This window comes from Streptomyces mesophilus (genome assembly GCF_040300965.1).
Lineage (GTDB): Bacteria > Actinomycetota > Actinomycetes > Streptomycetales > Streptomycetaceae > Streptomyces > Streptomyces mesophilus_A.
Map to the genome: position 1 here is coordinate 1 of NZ_JBEPEW010000134.1, position 22,260 is coordinate 22,260.

Annotated in this window: 23 protein-coding genes; 10 read left to right on the top strand and 13 right to left on the bottom strand. The window is 71.5% G+C overall.

All coding sequences use genetic code 11. The features are described from left to right. Window positions 1–1,603: AfsR/SARP family transcriptional regulator (locus ABT367_RS32740; protein ID WP_352256903.1), on the bottom strand; the 1,603-nt coding region annotated here is incomplete at its 3' end. A gap of 152 nt (window positions 1,604–1,755) precedes the next feature. On the opposite strand from ABT367_RS32740, the gene ABT367_RS32745 reads away from it, so the two are divergent. Next, a complete protein-coding gene (locus tag ABT367_RS32745) occupies window positions 1,756–2,559 on the top strand; it encodes a class I SAM-dependent methyltransferase (protein ID WP_352256904.1) in 804 nt (267 codons plus the stop codon). A 13-nt stretch (window positions 2,560–2,572) separates the two neighbouring features. On the opposite strand, the gene ABT367_RS32750 is transcribed toward ABT367_RS32745, so the two are convergent. From ABT367_RS32750 to ABT367_RS32790, 9 genes are all read right to left on the bottom strand, one after another. Continuing rightward, window positions 2,573–3,202 (bottom strand): DUF1707 SHOCT-like domain-containing protein, encoded by a 630-nt coding sequence (locus ABT367_RS32750; RefSeq protein WP_352256905.1) that lies wholly within the window; start codon window positions 3,200–3,202, stop codon window positions 2,573–2,575. Between the two features lie 63 nt (window positions 3,203–3,265). Further along, the gene (locus ABT367_RS32755; RefSeq protein WP_352256906.1) at window positions 3,266–3,538 is read right to left on the bottom strand and encodes a hypothetical protein; all 273 of its coding nucleotides are present in this window, start codon (window positions 3,536–3,538) and stop codon (window positions 3,266–3,268) included. 64 nt (window positions 3,539–3,602) lie between these two features. Next, window positions 3,603–4,037: a hypothetical protein gene (locus tag ABT367_RS32760; protein WP_352256907.1), complete on the bottom strand. Its 435-nt coding sequence runs from the start codon at window positions 4,035–4,037 to the stop codon at window positions 3,603–3,605. A 108-nt stretch (window positions 4,038–4,145) separates the two neighbouring features. Continuing rightward, window positions 4,146–4,841, bottom strand: a complete 696-nt coding sequence (locus ABT367_RS32765; RefSeq protein ID WP_352256908.1) for an alpha/beta hydrolase — start codon at window positions 4,839–4,841, stop codon at window positions 4,146–4,148. A gap of 110 nt (window positions 4,842–4,951) precedes the next feature. Continuing rightward, window positions 4,952–5,326, bottom strand: coding sequence for a PIN domain-containing protein (locus ABT367_RS32770; RefSeq protein WP_352256909.1), 375 nt, complete (start codon window positions 5,324–5,326; stop codon window positions 4,952–4,954). Continuing rightward, the gene (locus tag ABT367_RS32775; protein WP_352256910.1) at window positions 5,323–5,583 is read right to left on the bottom strand and encodes a CopG family transcriptional regulator; all 261 of its coding nucleotides are present in this window, start codon (window positions 5,581–5,583) and stop codon (window positions 5,323–5,325) included. The genes ABT367_RS32770 and ABT367_RS32775 overlap by 4 nt, the downstream gene beginning before the upstream one ends. Before the next feature lie 55 nt (window positions 5,584–5,638). Beyond that, window positions 5,639–6,451 carry a hypothetical protein gene (locus ABT367_RS32780; protein ID WP_352256911.1) on the bottom strand — a complete coding sequence of 271 codons (813 nt, stop codon included), beginning with the start codon at window positions 6,449–6,451 and terminating at the stop codon, window positions 5,639–5,641. 14 nt (window positions 6,452–6,465) lie between these two features. Further along, a complete protein-coding gene (locus ABT367_RS32785) occupies window positions 6,466–6,669 on the bottom strand; it encodes a DUF397 domain-containing protein (protein ID WP_352256912.1) in 204 nt (67 codons plus the stop codon). Then, window positions 6,629–7,477 carry a helix-turn-helix domain-containing protein gene (locus ABT367_RS32790; RefSeq protein ID WP_352256913.1) on the bottom strand — a complete coding sequence of 283 codons (849 nt, stop codon included), beginning with the start codon at window positions 7,475–7,477 and terminating at the stop codon, window positions 6,629–6,631. The genes ABT367_RS32785 and ABT367_RS32790 overlap by 41 nt, the downstream gene beginning before the upstream one ends. Before the next feature lie 136 nt (window positions 7,478–7,613). Here ABT367_RS32790 and ABT367_RS32795 point away from each other — a divergent pair, with 136 nt between their 5' ends. Beyond that, the gene (locus ABT367_RS32795; protein ID WP_352256914.1) at window positions 7,614–7,994 is read left to right on the top strand and encodes an ATP-binding protein; all 381 of its coding nucleotides are present in this window, start codon (window positions 7,614–7,616) and stop codon (window positions 7,992–7,994) included. On the opposite strand, the gene ABT367_RS32800 is transcribed toward ABT367_RS32795, so the two are convergent. Further along, window positions 7,995–8,516: a hypothetical protein gene (locus ABT367_RS32800; RefSeq protein ID WP_352256915.1), complete on the bottom strand. Its 522-nt coding sequence runs from the start codon at window positions 8,514–8,516 to the stop codon at window positions 7,995–7,997. Window positions 8,517–8,676: 160 nt separating this feature from the next. Between ABT367_RS32800 and ABT367_RS32805 the strand changes: the two genes are divergently transcribed. The 6 genes from ABT367_RS32805 (at window position 8,677) to ABT367_RS32830 (ending at window position 15,386) form a co-directional block, all read left to right on the top strand. After that, complete coding sequence (locus ABT367_RS32805) at window positions 8,677–10,545, top strand: APC family permease (protein WP_352256916.1); 1,869 nt, start codon at window positions 8,677–8,679, stop codon at window positions 10,543–10,545. Window positions 10,546–10,616: 71 nt separating this feature from the next. Then, complete coding sequence (locus ABT367_RS32810) at window positions 10,617–10,784, top strand: hypothetical protein (RefSeq protein ID WP_352256917.1); 168 nt, start codon at window positions 10,617–10,619, stop codon at window positions 10,782–10,784. After that, window positions 10,781–10,870, top strand: coding sequence for a K(+)-transporting ATPase subunit F (kdpF, locus tag ABT367_RS32815; RefSeq protein ID WP_165333271.1), 90 nt, complete (start codon window positions 10,781–10,783; stop codon window positions 10,868–10,870). The genes ABT367_RS32810 and kdpF overlap by 4 nt, the downstream gene beginning before the upstream one ends. A gap of 8 nt (window positions 10,871–10,878) precedes the next feature. Beyond that, window positions 10,879–12,543, top strand: coding sequence for a potassium-transporting ATPase subunit KdpA (gene kdpA / locus ABT367_RS32820; RefSeq protein WP_352256918.1), 1,665 nt, complete (start codon window positions 10,879–10,881; stop codon window positions 12,541–12,543). Then, window positions 12,540–14,648: a potassium-transporting ATPase subunit KdpB gene (gene kdpB, locus ABT367_RS32825; protein ID WP_352256919.1), complete on the top strand. Its 2,109-nt coding sequence runs from the start codon at window positions 12,540–12,542 to the stop codon at window positions 14,646–14,648. The genes kdpA and kdpB overlap by 4 nt, the downstream gene beginning before the upstream one ends. 24 nt (window positions 14,649–14,672) lie before the next feature. Beyond that, entirely contained in the window at window positions 14,673–15,386 is a 714-nt protein-coding gene (locus ABT367_RS32830; RefSeq protein ID WP_352256920.1) for a potassium-transporting ATPase subunit C, read from the top strand. A gap of 115 nt (window positions 15,387–15,501) precedes the next feature. Here ABT367_RS32830 and ABT367_RS32835 read toward each other — a convergent pair whose 3' ends face one another. Further along, on the bottom strand, window positions 15,502–16,680 hold the full coding sequence (locus ABT367_RS32835) for a lipase family protein (RefSeq protein ID WP_352256921.1): 1,179 nt from the start codon (window positions 16,678–16,680) through the stop codon (window positions 15,502–15,504). Window positions 16,681–16,909: 229 nt separating this feature from the next. On the opposite strand from ABT367_RS32835, the gene ABT367_RS32840 reads away from it, so the two are divergent. Continuing rightward, window positions 16,910–17,662 (top strand): PepSY domain-containing protein, encoded by a 753-nt coding sequence (locus ABT367_RS32840; RefSeq protein WP_352256922.1) that lies wholly within the window; start codon window positions 16,910–16,912, stop codon window positions 17,660–17,662. A gap of 409 nt (window positions 17,663–18,071) precedes the next feature. Continuing rightward, window positions 18,072–18,878 (top strand): SDR family oxidoreductase, encoded by an 807-nt coding sequence (locus ABT367_RS32845; RefSeq protein WP_352256924.1) that lies wholly within the window; start codon window positions 18,072–18,074, stop codon window positions 18,876–18,878. 79 nt (window positions 18,879–18,957) lie between these two features. Here ABT367_RS32845 and ABT367_RS32850 read toward each other — a convergent pair. Further along, a partial coding sequence (locus ABT367_RS32850; protein WP_352256923.1) for an ATP-binding protein occupies window positions 18,958–22,260 on the bottom strand: 3,303 nt, incomplete at its 5' end.

The following is a 22,260-nucleotide window of genomic DNA, read 5'->3' on the forward strand; positions in this document are numbered from 1 at the left end:
CGCGCTGCGGATCGCCGCCGAGCGCGAGCGGCAGCCGGGCGCACACCTCGATGAGCTGGGCCGTGGCCTCGGGTTCGGTGGCCGTGGGCCTGCCGAGCAGGGTGTCGAGCAGCCGGCCGGCCTCCGCGGTGGTGAGCCGGTCGAGGTCGATACGCCGGGCTCCTTCGCGTACGCAGAGTCCGGCGAGGGTGTCGCGGCTGGTCACCAGGGTGCGGCAGCGGGTGCCGCCCGGCAGCAGCGGCCGCACCTGTGCGGCGCTGTGTGCGTTGTCGAGCAGGACGAGCAGCTGTTTGCGGGCGACCAGCGAACGGAACAGTGCGGCGCGCTCCTCGGTCCCAGCCGGTACGACGGAACCGTCCGCGCCGAGCGCCCGCAGGAACCCGGCGAGTGCGTCCCCCGGCGCGACCGGTCGCCCGGGTCCGTATCCGCGCAGGTCCACATACAGCTGCCCGTCGGGGAACCGGTGCGCGGCCCGCTGTCCCCAGGCCACGGCCAGGGAGGTCTTCCCGACGCCTGCGGTCCCGGCGACGGAGGTGATGAGGACGGGGGCCGTACGGGCGGGGTCCTGGGCGGTGCGGTCTTGGGCGGCGGAACCCTTGGCTGCGGGGTCTTGGGCGGCGGGGCCCGGGGACGCGGGGTCCTGGGCGGCGGGGTCCTTGGACGCGGGGTCTTGGGCGGCGGGCTCCTTGGACGCGGGACCCTGGGTCACGAGGTCCTCGCCCATGAGCCGGTCGAGCCGTTCCAGCTCGCCCTCCCGTCCGATGAACCCGGCGGGCAGGTGCGGAAGTTGAGCCGGAACCAACGGCCCGCCCCCGGCCACGGCCCCTCGCCCCTCGACCGCCGACGCCCCGCCGTCGACCGCCGCCGCCCCGCCCCCGCCCACCGGCTCACCCGCCAGAACGCGTCGTTCGAGGTCCCGCAGCTCCGGGCCGGGCTCGAGCCCGAGCTCCCCGACCAGCACCCGGCGGGCGTCGCGGTACACGGCCAGCGCATCGGCCTGCCGTCCGCTCGCCGCGAGCGCCGTCATCAACAGCCCGGACAGCCGCTCGCGCAGCGGATGCCGCCGGGCCAGGGCGGTCAGCTCGGGGATGGCCGTCGCGTACCGGCCGCAGCGCACCTCGGCCGCGTACAACTCCTCGTACGCCGCGACCTGTTGCTCAGCGAGCCGCTGGATGTCCCCGGCGAGCGCGGGTAGCTCGACCCCGGCGAACGGCCTGCCCCGCCACAGCCCGAGCGCCTGCCGCAGCAGTGCGGCGGCCCGCTCCGGACCGTGCCGGCCGGCCTGGTCCACCAGCGCGGCGAAGCGGTCGGCGTCCAACTCCCCTTCCACCACGTGCAATACGTAGCCGCCGGAGGTGAACTCCAGCCGGCCGGGCGAGTCGAGTGTGGCGCGCAGCCGGTGGATCTGGACCTGGAGCCGGCGCATCGCGTGCGGTGCGGGCGGCTCACGCCACAGGGCGTCGAGCAGGAACTCCGCGGATACGGGGGTGCCGTGCCGTACGAGGAGCAGCGCGAGCAGCCCGCGGCGCACCGGCCCGGCGGGCTGGTCGGCGGCGTCCTCGTCCGCACGCCAGCGGACCGGCCCAAGAATCGCGAACTGCATCGGCCTTCACCCAAGTCCCCCGGCTCGGCGTGCTTCCCGCACTCACATGCCCTGCGGATCTGCGTGCTCCGTCCTTCCTCCACGCCAAGTGTCTTACATCCCATGCCGGTTGACGAAAGTGCTGCGAAAGTCCCCCGGCGCAGGCTTCCCGCATGACAGACACCACACAGGCGGCCAGGTATCTCTTCGACTCGGACACCGACCTGGGCGCCCAGCAGCTCGCTCTCCTGGAGGAGCTCCTCGACGAACCCACCTTCCGGTTCCTGGACACCGTCCCCCTCGCACCGGGCGGCCGGGCTCTCGACCTGGGTGCGGGCGGCGGGTCCGTGGCCCGCCGGCTCGCCTCGCGGACCGGTCCCGGCGGGGAGGTGGTCGCGGTCGATCTGGCGACGGAGCATCTGCCCGAGACCGAGGGCATCACCCTGCACCGCCACGACGTACGCGACGGACTTCCGGTGCCCGGCCCGTTCGACCTCATCCACGCCCGGCTGCTCCTGATGCATCTTCCCGAACGCCTCGCCCTGTTGCGGACGTTGGCCGACGCACTCACCCCGGGCGGGCATCTGGTGCTCGGCGAGATGAGTGCCCGCCCGAACCGGGTGCTCACGGCCCCGACCGAGGACGACCGGCGGCTGTTCGAGCGGGTGCAGCGCATCGCCCACGAGGTCGTCACGCCCTCGCGCGGCGCGTCGTTCCAATGGGCGCACGAGGCCTATGGCGCCCTCCTCGACGCGGGCCTGAACCCGGTCTACAGCGAGGAGTTCTCCCGTACGACGGTCGGCGGCTCACCGGCCTGCCGTCTGCACCGCAACTACGTCCTGCAGGCGACCCCGCTGCTGCTTGCCGAGGGCCTGACCCGCTCCGAACTCGACCGCTACGGCGAGCTGATGCTGGATCCCGGATTCAGGGCCTGGTTCTACCAGTTCGTGCTGGTGCGGGGGAGGAAGGCGGGGTGAGCGCGCATGCTGTTCAGGTGGCGGGCCTGCGCAGCAGCCACTGCCCGAACGTGCGGCGGGCCGGCCGCACCACGATGCGGCCGTGTGCCTTCTGGCCGGACAGTTCCACCCGCAGCACGACCGGGGTGTCGAGGTCTGCCGGATCCGTACGGTGCTTGAGCTTGCAGTGCACCAACTGCAGACCGTCGGTGTCGACCACCACGCCCGGCCTGGTGATGAGGGTGAGCGTCTTGCCCGCGCCGGCCAGATCGATGCTCAGGGTGTCGTGGGTGACCACGGCATCGGTGAAGTCCAGGGTCACCTTGCAGTACGTCACCGCGAGCTCCATCCTGCGCGGGACGACCCAGCGCCCCACGCGCTCGATCGGTGAGCTGTGGATCTGCTCGATCCGCACCAGGTCCTTGGCACCGGGGCCGCTGTCACCGGTCCGGACCGGCAAGTCGGCGGTGAGCGGCGCGAGTTCGCCCAGGGTGCGCGCGGACAGGGCGGCTTCGAGGCGCTCGTCCAGCTCGTCCGAGGTCAGCAGCCCGTCGCCCGCGGCGATGCGCAGCACGTCCACCACCCGGTCCCGGTCCGCGTGAGAGGCCCGTACCTCGGGCGGTGGGCCGGTGTGCTTCCCCGTGGGTGACATCTCTCCCGACATGCCTGCGAGCCTACCCAGGAGCGGCGGTGGGACCAGGGGTGGATACGGGGGGAGGGACCGGGCTCACCGTAGAGCGAGCCCTCTTCGGCACAGTCTCAGGACGCGCACCACGAGGCCCGGGGCCCGGGCGGGGGCGGTGGGCGCGGGTGCCTGCGCCGGAGCCCGGCGCACCGGAGCCGCCTCCGCCCGTTCGGTGGTGGGCGGAGCCGCTGCGGGAGCCGCACCCGGATAGTCCTCACGGATCTCCGGGGCCGGGCGGCGCGGACGCTGCGGGGGAACGGTGTACGACTGGGCGCGGAGGTAGGCCGTCAGGGCGCGATGGGGGTCGATGGGCATGGCAGGGCCGCCTTTGCTGCGGGTGGAGGGCCGAGGGAGGTGGAGGCGCGGGGGATGCCTCCCCTCAGCAGCGCAGCGCCGTGTGCCGGGCCCGTTCGGCGGCAAGGTCCGTTCGGGAAAGGGGTGTTGGTAAGGGAGCCGCGGCTTCGGGCGTCGCCGCCACGGCGGTACGGAGGCCGGAAGCGGTGCTCGCGCAGCCGACCGCCCAGGGGGTTTCCGCGCGCCCGGCCCGCACCGTACGAGGCGAAGGAGTCACCGGCTCCTCGACCGGCGTCCGCTCCGAGGTTCCACAGCTCCGCCCCGCCGGCTCGGGAGCGGTCAGCCCGCTCCCGTCGGCGGCCCGTACATCCGCCCGCACGGCCTCGGCGGGCTGCGTACCGCCGACCACAAGCAGCAGGCCCAGCCACACCGACACCCCGGCCCGCACGGCGAGCCGCCGGCCGTGCCGCCCACGATGGCGGCACAGACCGGACGTACCGGGCAGACGCCGAAAAGCCATACGTCTACGGTAATTTCGCCGTCACCCTTCGCGCATTCCTTCGTGCGAGTGAGATCGACTCGACGGGAGGGGTCAGTGGTACGGGAGTTGCGGCTGAGGCGGAATGGGTCAGGTCGCCGTGGCAAGGGCGACGAGATGGCGGGCCGTGCCGGACGGGTCGACGGTCTGGTGCAGGTGCGCGCCGGGCAGCTGCGCCACGGTCCAGCCGCGTGCGCGTGCTTCGGCGGCGAGGTCGTCGTACGCGGGGCTGAACTGCAGGTAGGAGCAAGGGTGGTCGTCCCAGCCTGCGTGGACCGGGAGGTGCTGCTCGTAGTACGACAGCGGCAGGGCGGGCTGCTCGTCGACGACCGTCCGCCGCACCTGGGGGTCGGGGAACAGGGGAGCCAGGTCCGCCTCGTCCCACCAGTCGGTCCAGCGGGGCAGCCTGCCGTCGACGGCCATCGCGCGCAGGGACGCGAGAACTTGGGGCGGGGCGACCGGGGTCGGTCCGGTCCGTGCGGGCAGTGCGGCATCGACGAAGACCGAGCCGGTCACCGGTTGGACCAGGCCCGAGCTGATCACCGGCAGGAACAACCCCGCGTTGCTGTGCGCCACCAACGTCACGGCCCGGTCGGCCGGAACGCGCCGAAGGCCGTCCTGTACGGCAGCGACGACGCGCGGCCAGAACGGCGGCGCACCGTCCCCGATGTGCAGCAGTGACGGGACCAGCACCTGGTACCCCGTCGAGGTCAGCTCCTCCGCGACCGCCCGCCAGGTCGACGGTCCTACGGCCGGACTGTGCACGAGAACGAAGAGCGGCGGCATACACCGATGGTCCCGCCCACGCCCGCACGGACGCGACCGGCTCGGCCGAGAGCAGAACCCTCTCCGGCAGCGACACGTCGACGTGGTCCGACGCGGCCGACGCTGCGCGGTCAGAGCGGCAGATCGTCGGGGAGGACCCGGAACGCCTTGTGGCGGCCCAGCGGGCGCACGGCGCGGAAGTCGCGGCGGTCCAGGGTGAGGATCGCGTCCGTCTCGAAGTCGGCGGCGAGCGCCACGTTGACCGCGTCGGCGAGGTCGAGGTCCAGCGTCTGATAGCGGGTGCGTACGGATTGAGCGGCGCCGAGGTGGTTCTCGGTGATCTCGGGCACGGAGACCCGGCCGCGGCGCATCCAGCGCCGGATGTCCTCCACGGCGCTGACCGCGGCCGTCCGGCCGAGTTCGCGGGTGGCCACGTGGTCGAGCTCGGCGAGCAGGAGGGGTGACATCACCAGCAGGCCGGAGGTGTCGGCGATGACGATGATCACGCGGCGGTTCCGCTCCCGTCCTCGCTCCGCACGGCGTCGGCGACGGTCTCTCTGACCTCGTCCTTCGTCATGGCGCGGCCGGATCCTTCAAAGGTCCGGGAGAACAGGGGCTCGTCCCAGACGCGGTTGGCCATGGCCGCGAGGTGGATCCCCTGCCGGATGATCTCGGCCTCGCTGATGCCCCGGCGCCTGGCCGCCTCCTTGATGATGGCCAGGTCCTCAGGGTCGGCGTAGACATTGGTCCGCTTCAGAGACATGTACCGATCTTGGTCCAAGTCCCACATTGATGTACCTCCGCGCGGTCCCGGCCCGCTAGCCCCCCGCAGCCGGCGCCGACGGGAAGCCGTCCGAGGGGTCGGCCGGGCGGGCCACGGCCCAGATCCGTTCGAACTCCGCCTCGAAGTGCTCGAACCACGGTCCGTCGCGGCCCGGGAGCAGGGTGAAGACGGCGTCCCCGGTGGCGGAGCTGTGCGAGTAGATGTCGACGTGGATGAGGCCGCCCGGCTGCCGCGTATCGATCATCACCAGGCCGAAGGCCGGAACGAACGGCACGAACCGCACGTCGACCCGGCCCGATGAGGCATCCGCCCGCGTCCGGTCGTCGGCGAGTTCGCGCAGCAGGTCGAGGGACGGGCGCAGCCGGTTGTCGAACACCTCGGGCCGGTCGGTCAGGGTGCTGCGCCGGGCCGCCTCGGCCGGCGCCGAGGTGGTCGGGTCGATCAGCGCGATCCTGATCGTCGCGCCGGCGGCCGCCCGCCGCTGGAGCTCCGACACCGTGTTGCGCAGCGTGCGCGAGAGCGTCACGCCCACGAGGGCGATGTCCCGCGCCTGGCGGAGCTGCTCGACGAGCTCCGGTTTGTCGTGCGTGAAGAACTCCTGCGCGCCCAGGTCCCCCGCGAGACGGGAACGCACCTGCTCTGCGAGGTCGTCCACCTGTCTGCGGCTGCCGAGCAGTCCGCCCGCGAGGAGCGCGAGCGTGGCGAGGGTCGCGGCGGCGAGCACCTTGCCGCTCGCGAGGTCGAGTGCCCCGAGAACGGCGAGGGTTATGGAGAGCAGCGCGGTGGTGTAGATCTCCAGGTTCCTGCCGCGGGACAGGTCCTGGCGTACGCGTCTCAGAAAGCGCATGCCCCCTCGGCCGCCTAGATCTCCCCGCGCACGGCAGCGTCGACGAACCGCGCGAAGCTGTGGGCGGGGAGGGTGAGGACGGGGCCGTCGGGGGTTTTGCTGTCGCGGATGGCGATGTGGGGGGTGAGGTGGGCTACCTCGATGCATTCACCGCCGCTGGTACCGCTGTACGACGACTTACGCCACTGTGCGTTCGCTGGGATCTGCCTGGTGCCCATAGCGTTCCTCCATCACGCGCGTGATCAGTTCCGCCGAATCCTCTGGCGAGAGGGCGTTGGCTTGCAGTCGAGCGTAACCGACCGAACGCTCCTTGATCACTTGCGAGTTGGCGGTCATGTGGCCCATGTCGTAGCTCTCCGAGTAGAACAGATCCGGGTCGTCGTCGAAACGCAAGAGCGTGAAGGAGCCCATCATCCCCGTGTGTTGACCCACGGAGAACGGGAGCACCTGAAACTGCACCCAGGGGTGCGTGCGGAACTCCAACAGGTGGCGCAGTTGGTCTCGCATCACGGCGTGCCCGCCCACCTCTTGATGCAGCACGCCCTCCGCCAGCACCACCCACACGACCGGCGAATTCTCCCGGACGAGGATGCGTTGCCGCTCCAACCGTGCTGCCACGAGTTCGTCCGCGCGGCTCTCATGGTCGACGGTCAGGAGGGCTCGTGCGTATGCCTCCGTCTGCAGCAGCCCATAGACCAACTGGCACTGATACGTGGAGATGTACGAGGCCCGCGCCTCCATCTCCGCATACGCCTGGAACCAGTGCGGCAGCTGGCTCCGCAGCACCAGCCCCAGCAGTCGCGTGAACGCCCCGTCGGTTCCCAGTGCCGCATCCACGCGCTCCGAGAAGTCCCGCGTCGGCACCTTCTTCGCCGTCTCGATCTGGCCCACCAGGGAGCCGGTGCAGAAGATGCACTCGCCGAGCTGACTCTGACTGAGTCCGGCGGCCTCGCGCAGGCGGCGGAGTTCCCAGCCGTAGTAGTCCAGGGGCGATGCGCCGGGATCGAGGTCGTTGATGCGGACCATGGGACGGTCACCCCCAGGCTCAACGGTGCACGGCGTTGCATTCAAGCCGTAGCTCAGAGTAACCATCCCACTCCACGCTGAAGGCATGAATCAAGCAACTCCCCCACAAACAGCGCCCCTTGGCCCCGCCTACCGCATGACCCTCACCGTAGGTGCCCACTCCGCCCGCCCCCTGCGCCACATCCTGCGCCTGCACCTGAAGGCCTGGCAGCTCGGCGGGCTCGCGGACGCGGCGGAGCTCGCGCTCACCGAGCTGGTGTCGAACGTGGTGCGGCACGCGCCCGGTGCGCACTGCACGATCAGACTCCTGCGCCGCGAGCACGGTGTCCGCGTGGAGGTCGACGACGACTGCCCGTGCCTGCCGCGGCCCGCCCCCGCGTACGACGAACTCACCGAGAACAACCGGGGGTTGATCCTCGTCGACTCCGTCACGGACCGCTGGGGAGCGGACCCGGACCCCGGCGGCCGGGGCAAGACGGTCTGGTTCGAGTGCGACGCGCAGGACGACGCGCTCTGACTACCGCAACCCCGAGATCCTGAACAGCACATGCGCCGTCTCGCTGTCGATCCGCCGCGACAGCTGCCGCAGGGCCGTCGCCCCGCACCGCAGCAGACCCCGCTCGACGGAGAGGCGCGCGCCCGCGTCCACCCGCCGCCACAACTCCGGGTTACGGGTCAGCACACGGGGATCGAGTTCGATGCGGACGCCGTAGTCGTCGCGCAGGAGGAGGCGCTGGGAGACGCCGTCCAGCCAGCGCACGGAGACGAGCCGGTCGGTGCGGACCTGTTTGGTGCCGAGCAGTCCGCGCTGTTCAAGCCAGCCGTCGCCCGCGCGCACCCGCGGCGGTACGAGGATCACGAGGAGCAGCACACCGAGTCCGGTCCACAGGAGCGCGCGCTCCACGGTGACCAGGCCCGCGGCCGTGTCGATCAGGCAGAGCAGCGTGGTCAGCGAGCCCGCGCACAGCAGTGCGTCGCGGGTCTCATCGCGCCAATGGCGGTCGTGTGCAAAGGAGTCGGCAGGCTCGGCGGGGTCCATGCTCCGACGCTAGGGCCGCCCACCGCGCCGGCGCCGTAAGAGCGACGTCAACACCTCCGCGTACGACGACAAGACCGCGCAAGGAGAGCGCGGGGAAGGCCGCGGCCGGACCGAACCTGAGCGGGCCCGAACACCCCCGAACCCGCCAGGAGTTCCGCAGATGACCCTGCTGACCGGCAAAGCGAGCCCGGCCGACCCCGCCGAGGACCCTCCGGATCCGGCCGGCGAACGCCACCGCCTCACCGCGCTGACCGGACTCGCCGCCCTCTCCCTCGACGCGATGGCCTCCGTGGCGTACGGCCCCGAGGCGATCGTTCTCGTGCTCGCCGCGGCCGGCGGCCACGGTCTGGGCTTCACGCTTCCCGTGACCCTGGCGATCGCCGGTCTGCTCGCCGTACTCGTCGCCTCGTACCGCCAGGTGATCGCCGCCTTTCCGGACGGCGGCGGGTCCTACGCCGTCGCGAAGAGGCATCTCGGGCGCCGCGCCGGCCTGGTCGCGGCGGCCTCCCTCGTCCTCGACTACGTGCTCAACGTCGCCGTCGCCGTCACGGCCGGAGTGGCCGCCCTCACCTCCGCCTTCCCCGGCCTTTACGACCAGCGGCTCCCGATCGGCCTGGGCGTCCTCGTCCTGATCACCGCGGTGAACCTGCGCGGCATCGTCGAATCCGCCCGCGTCTTCATCGCGCCCACGGCCGTCTTCGTCCTCGCGATCCTCACGCTGATCGCCGTCGGCCTCTTCCGTGCGGGCCCGGTCTCCACCGCCACCGCCGAGGGCCACGCCTCCGTCCTCGCGGACGACGCGACCACCGTCGGCGCCCTGCTCCTCCTGAAGGCCTTCGCCTCCGGCTGCTCCGCACTCACCGGCGTCGAAGCCATCGCGAACGCCGTCCCCTCGTTCCGCGAGCCCCGCGCCGAGCGCGCCCAGTACGCGGAGTTCGCCCTGGGCGCGCTCCTGGGCACCATGCTGATCGGCCTCTCCGTTCTGATCTCCCGCTTCGGCCTCCAGCCGGTCGAGGGCGTCACCGTCCTCGCGCAGCTCGCGGACGCCTCGCTCGGGCACAACTGGGCCTTCTACGTCATCCAGTTCGCGACCGTGCTGCTGCTCGCCCTCTCCGCGAACACCTCCTTCGGCGGCCTGCCCGTCCTGCTGAAACTGCTGGCACGGGACAACTACCTGCCGCATGTGTTCGCGCTGAAGGCCGACCGCCAGGTGCACCGCCACGGTGTGCTCGCGCTCGCTCTCGTGGCGGCCGCGCTGCTCGTCTTCTCCGGCGGTGACACCAACACCCTCGTACCGCTCTTCGCGATCGGCGTCTTCGTCGGCTTCACCCTCGCCCAGACCGGGATGGTGCTGCACTGGCGCGCGACGGGACAGTGGGCGAAGGCCCTGCTCAACGGGCTGGGCGCGCTGCTCACCGGGGCCGCCGCGCTTGTCGTGACCGCCATGAAGTTCCAGGACGGCGCCTGGCTGATCGTCCTCGCCCTGCCGCTGCTCGTGCTCGGCTTCGAGACGGTCCGGCGGGCGTACGGCAGGATCGGCGAGCGGCTCGGTCTCGGCGAGGTCCCCGCCTCCCCGCACCGCGACCGCTCCCTGGTGATCGTGCCGGTCGGCGGGCTGTCGAAGCTGACGGGCGAGGCCCTGAACGCCGCCGTCTCGCTCGGCGACGACGTGCGCGCCGTGACCGTCACGCACCTGGAACCCGAGGACCGCGAGGCGGCCGCACGGCTGCGCCGCGACTGGGAGCGGTGGAACCCGGGCGTCGAGCTGGTCGAGCTGAAGGCGGAGCACCGCACGGTGGGCCGCCCGGTCGCCGCCTACGTACGCAAGATCCACGCGTACCACCCGGGCACGCGGGTCACCGTGCTGATCCCCGAGGTGGAACCGGCCAGGTTCTGGCAGCGGCTGCTCCAGAACCAGCGCGGAGCGGTGATCGCCCATGCCGTACGCAAAGAGACCGACGCGGTCGTCTGCCGGCTGCGTCTCCGCCTTTGTGCAGGTCAGGGCCGGAAGGAGCCCCGGCCGCGTTAGCGCCGCGTCAAGGCCTGTCAACAACACATCAAGGCCTGTCAACGACACATCAAGGCCGCGCCCGGACACGTATGGGAGCCGTCAACAAAGAACGCGGCGGCCGGAAACAGAGCTTTCCTCGAAGAGTCCGATCACTACTGAACCTGGAGCTTGCGATGGCCGACGTGGCCTTCGTCGTCACCACACTCGCGGTCTTCGCGCTGGTGGCCCTCATAGCCAAGGGGGTGGCAAAGCTGTGAGTGCTGAGAACATCGTCGGCCTGATCGTCGCCGTCGCCCTCCTCGGTTACCTGATCCTCGCCCTCATCAAGCCGGAGAGGTTCTAGGTACGGATATGAGTCCCGCACTCGCCGGCCTGCTCCAGCTGCTCGCGCTCATCGCGGCACTGGCGCTCGCCTACCGGCCCCTCGGCGACTACATGGCCAGGGTCTACTCCTCGGACAAGCACCTGCGCGTAGAGAAGTGGATCTACAAGGCCATCGGCGCCAACCCCGACACCGAGATGCGCTGGATGGCGTACCTCCGCGGTGTCCTCGCCTTCTCCGCGGTCGGCGTCTTCTTCCTGTACCTGCTGCAGCGGCTCCAGGGCAGCCTCCCCGGCTCCCTCGGCTTCAAGTCGATCGACCCCGACCAGGCCTTCAACACGGCCGCGTCCTTCGTCTCCAACACCAACTGGCAGTCGTACTACGGCGAGCAGGCCATGGGCCACGTCGTGCAGACCGGCGGCCTCGCGGTGCAGAACTTCGTCTCGGCGGCCGTGGGGATCGCCGTGGCGGTGGCCCTCGTACGGGGCTTCGCGCGCAGCCGCACCGGTGAACTGGGCAACTTCTGGGCCGACTTGGTACGCGGCACCGTACGCATCCTGATCCCGCTGTCCGTGATCGGCGCTCTGGTGCTTGTCGCGTGCGGCGCCATCCAGAATTTCGCCGGCATCCACGAGGTCGGTCAGTTCATGGGCGGCTCGCAGCAGTGGAACGGCGGCGCGGTCGCCTCCCAGGAGGTCATCAAGGAGCTGGGCACCAACGGCGGCGGTTACTTCAACGCCAACTCGGCCCACCCCTTCGAGAACCCGGGTGCCTTCTCGAACCTCTTCGAGATCTTCCTGATCCTGCTCATCCCGTTCTCGCTGACGCGCACCTTCGGCAGGATGGTCGGCTCGGTCAAGCAGGGCTACGCGCTGCTCGGCACGATGGCCGCCATCTGGCTCGCCTTCATCGGTCTGATGATGTGGACCGAATTCGCGGGCCACGGTCCGGCGTTCGACCTTGCCGGCGGTGCGATGGAGGGCAAGGAGACCCGGTTCGGCATCGCGGGTTCGGCGCTGTTCTCGGTGTCGACCACGCTCACCTCGACAGGCGCGGTCAACTCCTTCCACTCCTCCAACACCGGCTTCGGCGGCGGCATCGACATGCTGGGCATGCAGCTCGGCGAGATCGCGCCGGGCGGTGTGGGCTCCGGGCTCTACGGCATGCTGATCATGGCGATCATCGCGGTGTTCATCGCGGGTCTGATGGTCGGCCGCACCCCCGAGTACCTGGGCAAGAAGATCGGCACCCGCGAGATCAAGTTCGCGGCCTGCTACATCCTCGTCACCCCGGCGCTCGTGCTCGGCTTCACCGCCGCCTCGATGGCCCTGTCCACCCCCGGCCACTCGATGACCAACTCGGGCGCGCACGGCTTCTCCGAGATCCTGTACGCCTTCACCTCGGCCGGAAACAACAACGGCTCGGCCTTCGCCGGCCTCAACGCGGACACCCAGTGGTTCAACACCACGACCGGACTCGCGATGCTGCTCGGCCGCTTCCTGCCGATGGTGTTCGTGCTCGCCCTGGCGGGCTCGCTCGCCGAGCAGAAGCCGATACCGGCCTCGGCAGGCACCCTGCGTACCGAAAAGCCGCTGTTCACCGGCCTGTTGATCGGCACGATCCTGATCATCACCGGCCTCACCTACTTCCCGGCCCTGGCCCTTGGCCCGCTCGCCGAAGGACTGGCGTCATGACGCTCAACGACACGCTCCCGACCCGCGCACCCCACACCCCGCCCGCTCCCAAGGAGCCGGCCGGGAAGGTCGGCGGAGGGCTCTTCGACCCGAAGCAGCTGCTCAAGTCGCTTCCGGACGCGGTGCGCAAGCTGCATCCGCGGGTGATGGTGAAGTCCCCCGTGATGTTCGTGGTGCTGATCGGATCGCTGGTCACCACCGCGCTCGCGGTCACGAACCCCGGCGACTGGTTCGGCTGGGTCATCACGGCCTGGCTCTGGCTGACCGTCGTCTTCGCCAACCTCGCGGAGGCCGTCGCCGAGGGCCGCGGCAAGGCGCAGGCGGACACCCTGCGCAAGGCCAAGACGGACACGGTCGCGCGCCGGCTCCTCGCGGGGGGCAGCTCCGAGGAGAGCGTCCCGGGCACGGATCTCCGTATCGGAGATCTCGTGGTCTGCGAGGCGGGCGACATCATCCCCGGCGACGGTGACGTCGTCGAGGGCGTGGCCTCCGTGGACGAGTCGGCGATCACCGGTGAATCGGCCCCGGTCATCCGGGAGTCGGGCGGTGACCGCTCAGCCGTCACGGGCGGTACGAAGGTGCTCTCCGACCGCATCGTCATCAAGATCACGACGAAGCCGGGCGAGACCTTCATCGACCGCATGATCAACCTGGTCGAGGGCGCGGCCCGTCAGAAGACCCCCAACGAGATCGCGCTCAACATCCTGCTCGCCTCGCTGACCGTGGTCTTCCTGCTCGCCGTCGTCACCCTGAAGCCCTTCGCGATCTACGCGGGCGCCGACAAGCAGACCTCGATGATCGTGCTCACCGCACTCCTCGTCTGTCTGATCCCCACGACGATCGGCGCGCTGCTCTCGGCGATCGGCATCGCGGGCATGGACCGTCTGGTGCAGCGCAACGTCCTGGCCATGTCGGGCAGGGCGGTTGAAGCCGCGGGTGACGTTTCGACGCTGCTCCTGGACAAGACCGGCACCATCACGCTCGGCAACCGGCAGGCCGCCGAGTTCGTACCGGTGCGCGGCACGACGGCGGCCGAGGTGGCCGACGCCGCCCAGCTCTCGTCCCTCGCCGACGAGACACCGGAGGGCCGCTCCATCGTCGTCCTCGCCAAGGAGAAGTACGGGCTTCGCGAGCGCCACCAGGGCGAGCTGGTCGGTGCCGAGTGGGTGCCCTTCACCGCACAGACCCGGATGTCCGGTGTCGACGTGGACGGCCGCAAGGTCCGCAAGGGCGCGACCGGTTCGGTACTCGCCTGGGTCGCCGAGCGCGGCGGCACGGTGGCCGACGACGCCTCCGACCTCTCGTACACGATCTCCGAATCCGGCGGTACGCCGCTGCTCGTCGCGGTCGAGGACGCCGAAGGCGCACGTGTGGTGGGCGTCATCCACCTCAAGGACGTCGTCAAGGAGGGCATGCGCGAACGCTTCGACGAGCTGCGCCGGATGGGCATCAAGACGGTCATGATCACGGGCGACAACCCGCTGACCGCCAAGGCCATCGCCGAGGAGGCGGGTGTCGACGACTTCCTCGCGGAGGCGACGCCCGAGGACAAGATGGCGCTGATCAAGCGCGAGCAGGCCGGCGGCAAGCTGGTCGCGATGACGGGCGACGGCACGAACGACGCGCCCGCGCTCGCGCAGGCCGATGTCGGTGTGGCCATGAACACCGGTACGTCCGCGGCCAAGGAGGCCGGGAACATGGTCGATCTCGACTCCAACCCGACCAAGCTCATCGAGATCGTCGAGATCGGCAAGCAACTCCTCATCACCCGTGGTGCGTTGACCACCTTCTCCATCGCCAACGACGTGGCGAAGTACTTCGCGATCATCCCCGCGATGTTCGCGGTGGCCTACCCGCAGCTGGACGCGCTCAACATCATGCGGCTGACCTCGCCGGAGTCGGCGATCCTGTCGGCGGTCATCTTCAACGCGCTGATCATCATCGCGCTGGTGCCGCTCGCCCTGAAGGGCGTCCAGTACAAGCCGACCAGCGCCGACAGGATGCTCCGCCGCAACCTCGGGATCTACGGGCTCGGCGGTCTGATCGCGCCCTTCATCGGCATCAAGCTGATCGACCTCCTCCTCTCTCTCCTTCCCGGGCTGTAATCCCTTGAAAGCGCGGCACTGACCATGAACAACTCCGTCGGAAACACCGCCCGGTTGCTCGGTGCGGCCCTGCGCGCCCTGCTCGTCCTGACGGTCGTCACCGGTGTGCTCTACCCGCTCGCCGTGACGGGCGTCGCCCAGGGGCTCTTCCCGCACCAGGCGAACGGCTCCGAGATCAAGGACTCGACCGGCAAGGTGGTCGGCTCCTCGCTGATCGGCCAGACGTACAACCTGCCGCTGAAGAAGGGGGAGGAGACCCCGGCCCCTGACCTCAAGTGGTTCCAGCCGCGCCCGTCCAACGGCCTGGGCGCCAACTCGGTGAACACCCAGTACAAGCTGATCCTCTCCGGCGCGACCAACCGCTCCGGCGAGGACGGGGCTCGGCACACCGAGGACGGCAAGGCGTACTGCCCCGCCAAGCCCGAGGAAGGCACCCTGTGCGCCCAGGTGATGGCCGCCAAGGCGGCCGTCGTCAAGGACAACACCGTGCCCGGCTACACGGTCGAGGACGTGCCGGCCGACGCCGTCACCTCCTCCGGCTCCGGTCTCGACCCGCACATCTCCCCGGCGTACGCGGAACTGCAGGTGCACCGGGTCGCCGAGAAGAACGGCCTCCCGGTCGACAAGGTCGAGCAACTCGTCGCGGACCACACGGAGGGCCGGACGCTCGGGTTCATGGGGGAGCCGCGGGTCAATGTGCTCGAACTCAATGTGGCTCTGCGGGAGTTGACCCGCTGACCAGGCGAGGCCAGGCCTGACCCGCTGACCAGGTCAGGCCAGACCTGAACTGACTTGAACGGCGCAGGGGCGGGGTGCGTATCAGCACCCCGCCCCTGTCCTGCTCATGCCGTGCTCAGCCGAGCCGCTGGGTCATCCACTTCATGACCGGACCGACCGCGAACAGCACAGTCGTCGCATGCGTGCCGAGCGGGACCTTGCGGAAGGTGACGTCGGGGTTGGTGCGGGACCACGTGTGGTGCAGGCGGACGACGTCCTCGTACGGGATCAGCTCGTCGGACGTGCCCTGGAACAGCAGCACGGGGTGGTCCGGCACGGTGCGTCCCGGGTCGGATGCGGTCAGGCGGGCCCGCCAGTCGGCGCGCTCGAAGAGGCGGCCACCCGGCGCGGCCTTCGGGTCGACGAGCGTGTGCATCTGCCGCCCCTTCATCGCGGCGAGGATCTCACCGGAGCAGCTGGTGCGGGCCAGGCCGGCCAGGCGTCGGCCCTCCTTGGTGAGGCTGCGCTCCAGGCCGAGGCCGGGATACGCGGCGTCGTGCCCGACCGCCGCCATCATCGCGAACCCGGCACCGCCCTTGCCGTCGTTGTACGCGAAGGCCTTCCCCAGATCGGCCGGCACACCGCCGGCCGCCGTGCCGCGCACCTTCAGCTCGGGCGCGTAGGTGTGGTGCAGTTCGGCGGCCCAGGCGGCGGCGTGCCCGCCCTGCGAGTAGCCGACGATGCCCACGTCGGAGCGCTCGGTCAGGCCCGACTTCCTTGCCTGGGGCAGCCGTTGGGCCGCCCGTACGGCATCCAGGACGGCCTGGCCCTCGGACCGCCCGACGAGATAGGTGTGGTCGCCCTTCGTCCCCAGACCCTCGTAATCCGTCATCACGAAGCCCCAGCCGCGCCGCAGCCCGCGGTCGAAGAGCAGCGACACGGCCGACAGGCGTCCCTTCGACGAGGCGCATTTGTCCGCGAGACCCACGGTGCCGGGTGCGAAGACCACGAGCGGGCGGGGCCCCTTGCGGCCGTCCTTGGGGACGATCACGGCCCCGGACACCACGTTCGCCTTGCCGGTCGCGCCGGTCGAGCGGTAGGTGATCCGCCAGCCGTCGGTCTTCTGGGTGAGCAGCCCCGGCAGCAGCCCGAAACCCGCGGGCTCCGCGCTCACCACATCCCCCGGCCGTGCCGGCCGCTCCTGCCGCTCCTCGGCGCGGGCGCCCGCGGGGCCGAGCGCCCCGAACGCCACAACGGCGACAAGACCCAGCACGCCATACGTCCGACCTGGACGTCTGCGCATCGTGAACCGCATTCCACACTCCTGACCTGGCCGTCGAGTAGATCTCCGACGGCGCTCATCCTGGCGGTGCGAGTGCGGCAAAACTGCCTATAGGGCGCGTGTCGTAGGGAACGGATGCGAACCGCTCCCTGAAGAACCTTTCAGGTCGTTTCAGCTTCTCTTCAGCCTCGTCCAGGCACCTTTGGGTCATCGCAACGCACGACAGGCAGCACCGCCCCTCAGCCACGGAGGACCCGAGCTCATGAAGCGCAACAACATCGTCATCGCAGGCGTCGCCGTCGCCACCCTGGTCGCGGGCGGCAGCGCCTACGCCTTCGCCACGGGTACGGAAGCGAGCACGTCCGGCGCCTCCTCGTCCTCGGCCGCCTCCTCCGAGAACGACAGCCGCGACGACGACCGCCGCGGCGCCCAGACCTCGACCGTCTCGAAGGGCTCCGACTCCTCGGCGGCCGAGGCCTCCCGCCTCACCGCCGCCCAGGCGATCGACGCGGCCCTGAAGGCCCGGCCGGGCACCGCGGTCTCCGCGGACCTCGAGGACGACGACGACCGTGACTGGCAGGTGGACATCCTCGGCTCCGGCACCACCTGGTACGAGGTGAAGGTCGACGCCAAGACCGGCAAGGTCCTCGGCACCGAGACGGAGCGTGACGACGATGACGACGCCCGCGAGACCCGCGCGGCCCTGAAGGGCACGACGGTCTCCGCCAAGCAGGCCGCGGACATAGCCTCCGCCAAGGGCTTCGTCACCTCGGTCGACCTGGACGGCGACGACGACCGCGGCGCCGAGGCCTGGGACGTCGAGACCACGGACGACAAGGGCAAGGAGCGCGACTGGAACGTCGACACGAAGTCCTCCCGTATCACCGAGGACCGTGACGACCGTGACGACCGCGATGACGCCGATGACCGGGCGGACGACCGTGACGACCACGACGACCGCAACGACGCCGACGACCGCGACGGCCAGGACGACCGCGACGGCCAGGACGACTGACGGCCCCTGATCCGGGCCGGGGCGCCTGATCCGGGCCGCGCCGCCTGATCCGGGCCGCGCCGCCTGACGACCGACATCCGAGCGGAGGCCGGGAGGCCACCGTTCCGCACCCCGCCGGGCTCCTCGGGAGCTCGGCGCGGCCGCGTTGCGGGCACGGGTGCGCCCCCGTTTCCGCCGGCGTCATGAGGGGCACCCGCGGCAGGCAAGCACAAGCCCGATCGCCGGGAGGAACGTCGCCATGCCGGAACCGACGCACACGCGGACCGTGGCGCCCACACGGGCCGTGGCGCCCACACAGCCCGACCACCCGAGCCCGCAGGAGGACCCGCCCGCCGGGGCCGTCGAGTCCGGCGAGCCGACACCCGACTTCCCCGCGCACAAGCAGGAACCCCCGGGCCTGGAGCGGGACATGGAGCCCCGCCCCCGCTGGCGCGCCGAGAACTACAAGGCCGCCGGCAAGCTGCTCGGCAAGACCGCGCTGATCACCGGCGGCGACTCCGGGATCGGCCGCGCGGTGGCCCTCCTGTACGCACGCGAGGGCGCGGACGTCGCCATCGTCCATCTGCCCGAGGAGCACCCCGACGCGGACGAGACCCGGCAGGCCGTCGAGGAGACGGGCCGCTCGTGTCTGCTGCTGCCCGGCGATCTGCGCGACCCCGACTTCTGCCGGGACGTCGTGGCCCGTACGGTCGCGGAGTTCGGCAAGCTGAACATCCTGGTGAGCAACGCGGCGTATCTGAACAGCAAGCTCGAACTCGAGCAGCTGACCGCCGAGGACTGGGACCGCACGTTCAAGACCAACGCGTACGCGTACTTCCACCTGTTCATGGCGGCGCTCCCGCATCTGGGCAAGGGCGACGCGGTGATCGCCACGGCGACCGAGGAAGCCCTGAAGGGCAGCACCACGATGATGGACTACGCGGCGTCCAAGGCCGCGGTCATCACCTTCACCAAGTCGATCGCCCCGCACCTGGCCGAGCGCGGTATCCGCGCCAACGTCGTGGCGCCCGGGCCCACTTGGACGGTCCTGAACAACTCCGACCCGCACATGCCCAGGGAGGGTCTGGAGCACCTCGGCAGCGAGACACCGCTGGGGCGCCCCGCGCAGCCGGAGGAGATCGCGCCCGCGTACGTGTATCTGGCCTCGGAGGCGGACTCCAGCTTCACCGTCGGCGAGGTGATCGCCGTGACCGGGGGAGAGACCGACACGCGGTGACACGGGCCGGGCGCTGACGGCCGGGGCCGCCCCACGTCTCAGCCGGTCGCCCCACGCCTCATCCGGTCGCCTCCGCGCCTCAGCCGGTCGCCTCCGCGCCGAGGACCTCTCGCGCCCACGCGATCCGCCGCGCCCCCGCCGGATACGGCAGTGCACCAGCCAGCGACTCGGCACGCAACAGCTCTCCGGCGCCCTCGCCGGGCCGCGCGGCCCGGTGCAACGAGGCCCCGAGTGCGATGCGCGCCTCCACCTCGGCCAGCTTCTCCCCGGTGCGCTCGGCCCGTGCCACCTCGGCCCGCGCGAGACGGAGCGCCGACTCGGGCCGGCCGACGAGGAGTTCGGCCCATGCCGCCGATACGGGGGCTTCGTCCGTGTGCCCGTCCAGGGCGCTCAGGGCGTCGGCGGGGCGCAGGGCGCGCAGGGCGAGTTCGGCGCGTGCGGTGCGCACTTCGTGCTCGGCCTGCCGGTCGCCGAGCGTGGTGGCCACGGTCGCGGCGCGGTCCAGGAGGGCGGCCGCCCGCGCCGGTGCGTCCAGGCGCAGGCGTACCAGAGCCAGCGTCGCGAGGGCGTACGGGAGGCACCACGCGTCGTAGGCCTCCGCACCGGCCACCGCCTGTTCGGCCAGGATGCGGGCCGGCTCAGGTTCTTCGAGGAGCAGGTGGAGCTCCGCGAGGTTGGCCTGCTCGAAGGCGGCCGCGGTCGGATCACCGGAGCGCTCGGCGAGGCCGAGCGCGCGGGTGCCGGTCTCGACCGCCTCCTGGAGGCGGCCGGCCCGTCGAGCGTTCTCGCGCAGGGTGGACAGGACCGAGCCGAGCAGCGTCGGATCCCCGTACGCCTCGGCAGGGGCGAGCGCTTGGTCGCCGGCCTCGCGCGCCTCGTCGAAGCGGCCGTTGAGCCCCAGGTTCACGGCCTGCATCGCGAACGCCCTGGCGGCAAGCCCCTGTCCCGGCGCACCGGGCACCTTCCCCGCGGCCGCGAGCGCCTGCCGGGCCGCCTCGGCGCCCTCCGTGTAGCGGCCCTGGACGCAGCGGATGACGGACAGGGCGAGGAAGTGGCACGCGGCCGGTTCCGGTGCGGTGTCCGCGGTCACGGGGTGCTCGCGCAGAAGCCGGCGGCCGAGGGCGGTGGCGTTCGACTTGCCCGGGCCGGAGCCCGTGCCGCTCGTCTTGACCAGGGTCTCCGCGAGTACGGCCGCCGCGAGCACCGCGTCGTCGTGTGCCGCACGCCGTTCGAACTCCGCGAGGGCGAGACGCAGCGCCTCGGCCGCCTCCTCGAAGTGGCCCATTCTGCGCAGGACATGGGCGTGCGCGAGCCGGGCGCGTGCCGCGTCCACGTCGAGGCGGGCGACCAGGTCGCGGTAGTAGCGGTCGGCGGTGTCGTTGGCGTAGAGGGCGGCGGCCCGTTCGGCCGCCCGGCGCAGATAGTCGGCCGCGCGCGGGTCGTCGGCGCGGGCGAAGTGGGTGGCCAGGGTGTCCACCGCATCGGGCCTGCGCCGCTGCACGGTCTGCGCGAACGCACCGTGCAACTGCCGTCTGCGTACCGCCGAGAGGCTTTCGTAACAGGTGAGGCGTACCAGCGGATGGCGGAAGGCGAGACCGGCCTCCTGCCGCCCCGAGACCACCACGGGCCGCTCCTCGATCAGCGCGGCGCCGATGGCCCGCTCGAGCGCCTCGGTCGCGGCGGCGCCCCGGACCGGCGGATGCAGTCCGTGCGCGGCGACGTCGAGGAGTTCGGAGGCGGCCGTCCCGGCTCCCGCCGCGGAGAGCGCCTCCACGATCCGCCGCGTGTCGTGGTCGAGCCGCGCGAGCCGCTCGGCCACCAACTGCCGTACCCCTTCGGGCGCCACGCCATCCGCCGGGACGGCCCCTACCGCACCGCCCCCCACCACCCCGCGCGCCAACTCCAGCGCGAACAGCGGATTGCCGAGCGACAGCTCCCACACGCGTTGCAGCCGCCCGGCATCCGCACCGCTCCCGCCCGCGCCGCTCCCGCCGCTCGCGCCCGTATCACTCCCACCCGCGCCGCTCCCGCCGCTCCCGCCCGCATCACTCCCGCCCGCATCACTCCCACCCGCGAAGCGCGCCACCGCATCGCGCGCCACCGCGAGACAGGCCTCCCGGTCGAGACGCTGTACGGGCTCGACGGCGGCCAGCCGCTGGCGCACCAGGGCCGCCAGGTCCGCGCGGCGCGGATCGGTCTCCGGCAGCTCCTCCTCGCGATACGTGACGAGGAACCGCGCCCCGGGATCGCCGCCGCCACCGCTGCGCCGCGCGAGATGGCTGAGCAGCTGGTACGAGCCGGTGTCGGCGGCATGCAGATCGTCGAGTACGAGCAACACCGGCTGCTGGGCGGCCAGTTCACCGAGCAGCCCGGCCGTCGCCCGGAACAGCCGGTCGCGCTCCTCCTCGGGGCTGCGCTCGCCGACCGCCGGCACCTGCCCCAACGAGGGCAGAAACGCCGCGAGTTCGGGATACTCCGCGCCGACCCGTGCTCGTTCGGCCACGCTCCGCTCGGCCAGCCACCCGTCGAGCGCCTCCGCGAACACCCCGTACGGCGTGTGCCCCTCCGCGTCATGCCCGGCGCCCCACAGGACGACGGTCCCGGCCGCGACCGCCCGGCGGGCCGCCTCACCGGCGAGCCGGGTCTTGCCCACGCCCGCCTCGCCTGTGAGCAGCCGTACCGGTGGCCCCTCGTCGGCGAGCAGCCGGCTCAGCTCTTCGCCGCGGCCGTGCAGCGGTGTCGTACGGATGCCCCGCAGCGGGGCCGGCAGTGTGGGCCGGATCGCCGGCGAAAGGGCGGGCGGCGACGCGAGCGCCGCGCGGTGCAGCCGCTCCGTCTCAGGGCCGGGACGCACCCCCAGCTCCGTGTCGAGGGCCTCTCGGCACAGGTGGTACTGGTGCACGGCCCGCCGGCGCAGACCCTGCCGTACGTACGCGTCGATGAGCACCCGGTGGGCCAACTCCTCGGCGGGGCTGGTGGCGAGCACCTGCTCGGCGGCGCAGATCGCCTCGGCCGGAGAGCCCTGCGCCATATGCGCCGCGGCCAGCGCGAGCAGCACCTCCTCGCGCAGGGCGGCCAGCTGGTCACGGCGGGCGCGTGCCCAGTTCGCGTACCGGTCCTCGGGCAGCAGCTCGCCGGTGAACTCGTCGAGAACCGTGCCGAGTTCGTCGATCCGACCGGAATCGAGCGCGGTACGCGCCGCATGCTCGATCCGGTCGGCGTCGATCTGCACGGTCGCCGGGTCGAGCTGCAGGAAGACGCCGTCGGATATCAGGTACGAGGAAGCGGCGCGCGGGGCGAGTTCCGGTTCGAGCGCACGCCGCGCGGCGTGCAGCGCGACCCGGAGGCTGCCGGTCGCGGACTGCTGGTCGGCCTCGGGCCA

Excerpts from the sequence above, each read along its gene's own strand:
- ABT367_RS32745 (WP_352256904.1), top strand. The coding sequence starts at position 1,756 with ATGACAGACACCACACAGGCGGCCAGGTATCTCTTCGACTCGGACACC.
- ABT367_RS32750 (WP_352256905.1), bottom strand. The coding sequence starts at position 3,202 with ATGTCGGGAGAGATGTCACCCACGGGGAAGCACACCGGCCCACCGCCC.
- ABT367_RS32755 (WP_352256906.1), bottom strand. The coding sequence starts at position 3,538 with ATGCCCATCGACCCCCATCGCGCCCTGACGGCCTACCTCCGCGCCCAG.
- ABT367_RS32760 (WP_352256907.1), bottom strand. The coding sequence starts at position 4,037 with ATGGCTTTTCGGCGTCTGCCCGGTACGTCCGGTCTGTGCCGCCATCGT.
- ABT367_RS32765 (WP_352256908.1), bottom strand. The coding sequence starts at position 4,841 with ATGCCGCCGCTCTTCGTTCTCGTGCACAGTCCGGCCGTAGGACCGTCG.
- ABT367_RS32775 (WP_352256910.1), bottom strand. The coding sequence starts at position 5,583 with ATGTCTCTGAAGCGGACCAATGTCTACGCCGACCCTGAGGACCTGGCC.
- ABT367_RS32780 (WP_352256911.1), bottom strand. The coding sequence starts at position 6,451 with ATGCGCTTTCTGAGACGCGTACGCCAGGACCTGTCCCGCGGCAGGAAC.
- ABT367_RS32785 (WP_352256912.1), bottom strand. The coding sequence starts at position 6,669 with ATGGGCACCAGGCAGATCCCAGCGAACGCACAGTGGCGTAAGTCGTCG.
- ABT367_RS32790 (WP_352256913.1), bottom strand. The coding sequence starts at position 7,477 with ATGGTCCGCATCAACGACCTCGATCCCGGCGCATCGCCCCTGGACTAC.
- ABT367_RS32795 (WP_352256914.1), top strand. The coding sequence starts at position 7,614 with ATGACCCTCACCGTAGGTGCCCACTCCGCCCGCCCCCTGCGCCACATC.
- ABT367_RS32800 (WP_352256915.1), bottom strand. The coding sequence starts at position 8,516 with ATGGACCCCGCCGAGCCTGCCGACTCCTTTGCACACGACCGCCATTGG.
- ABT367_RS32805 (WP_352256916.1), top strand. The coding sequence starts at position 8,677 with ATGACCCTGCTGACCGGCAAAGCGAGCCCGGCCGACCCCGCCGAGGAC.
- ABT367_RS32810 (WP_352256917.1), top strand. The coding sequence starts at position 10,617 with ATGGGAGCCGTCAACAAAGAACGCGGCGGCCGGAAACAGAGCTTTCCT.
- kdpA (WP_352256918.1), top strand. The coding sequence starts at position 10,879 with ATGAGTCCCGCACTCGCCGGCCTGCTCCAGCTGCTCGCGCTCATCGCG.
- kdpB (WP_352256919.1), top strand. The coding sequence starts at position 12,540 with ATGACGCTCAACGACACGCTCCCGACCCGCGCACCCCACACCCCGCCC.
- ABT367_RS32830 (WP_352256920.1), top strand. The coding sequence starts at position 14,673 with ATGAACAACTCCGTCGGAAACACCGCCCGGTTGCTCGGTGCGGCCCTG.
- ABT367_RS32835 (WP_352256921.1), bottom strand. The coding sequence starts at position 16,680 with ATGCGGTTCACGATGCGCAGACGTCCAGGTCGGACGTATGGCGTGCTG.
- ABT367_RS32840 (WP_352256922.1), top strand. The coding sequence starts at position 16,910 with ATGAAGCGCAACAACATCGTCATCGCAGGCGTCGCCGTCGCCACCCTG.
- ABT367_RS32845 (WP_352256924.1), top strand. The coding sequence starts at position 18,072 with ATGGAGCCCCGCCCCCGCTGGCGCGCCGAGAACTACAAGGCCGCCGGC.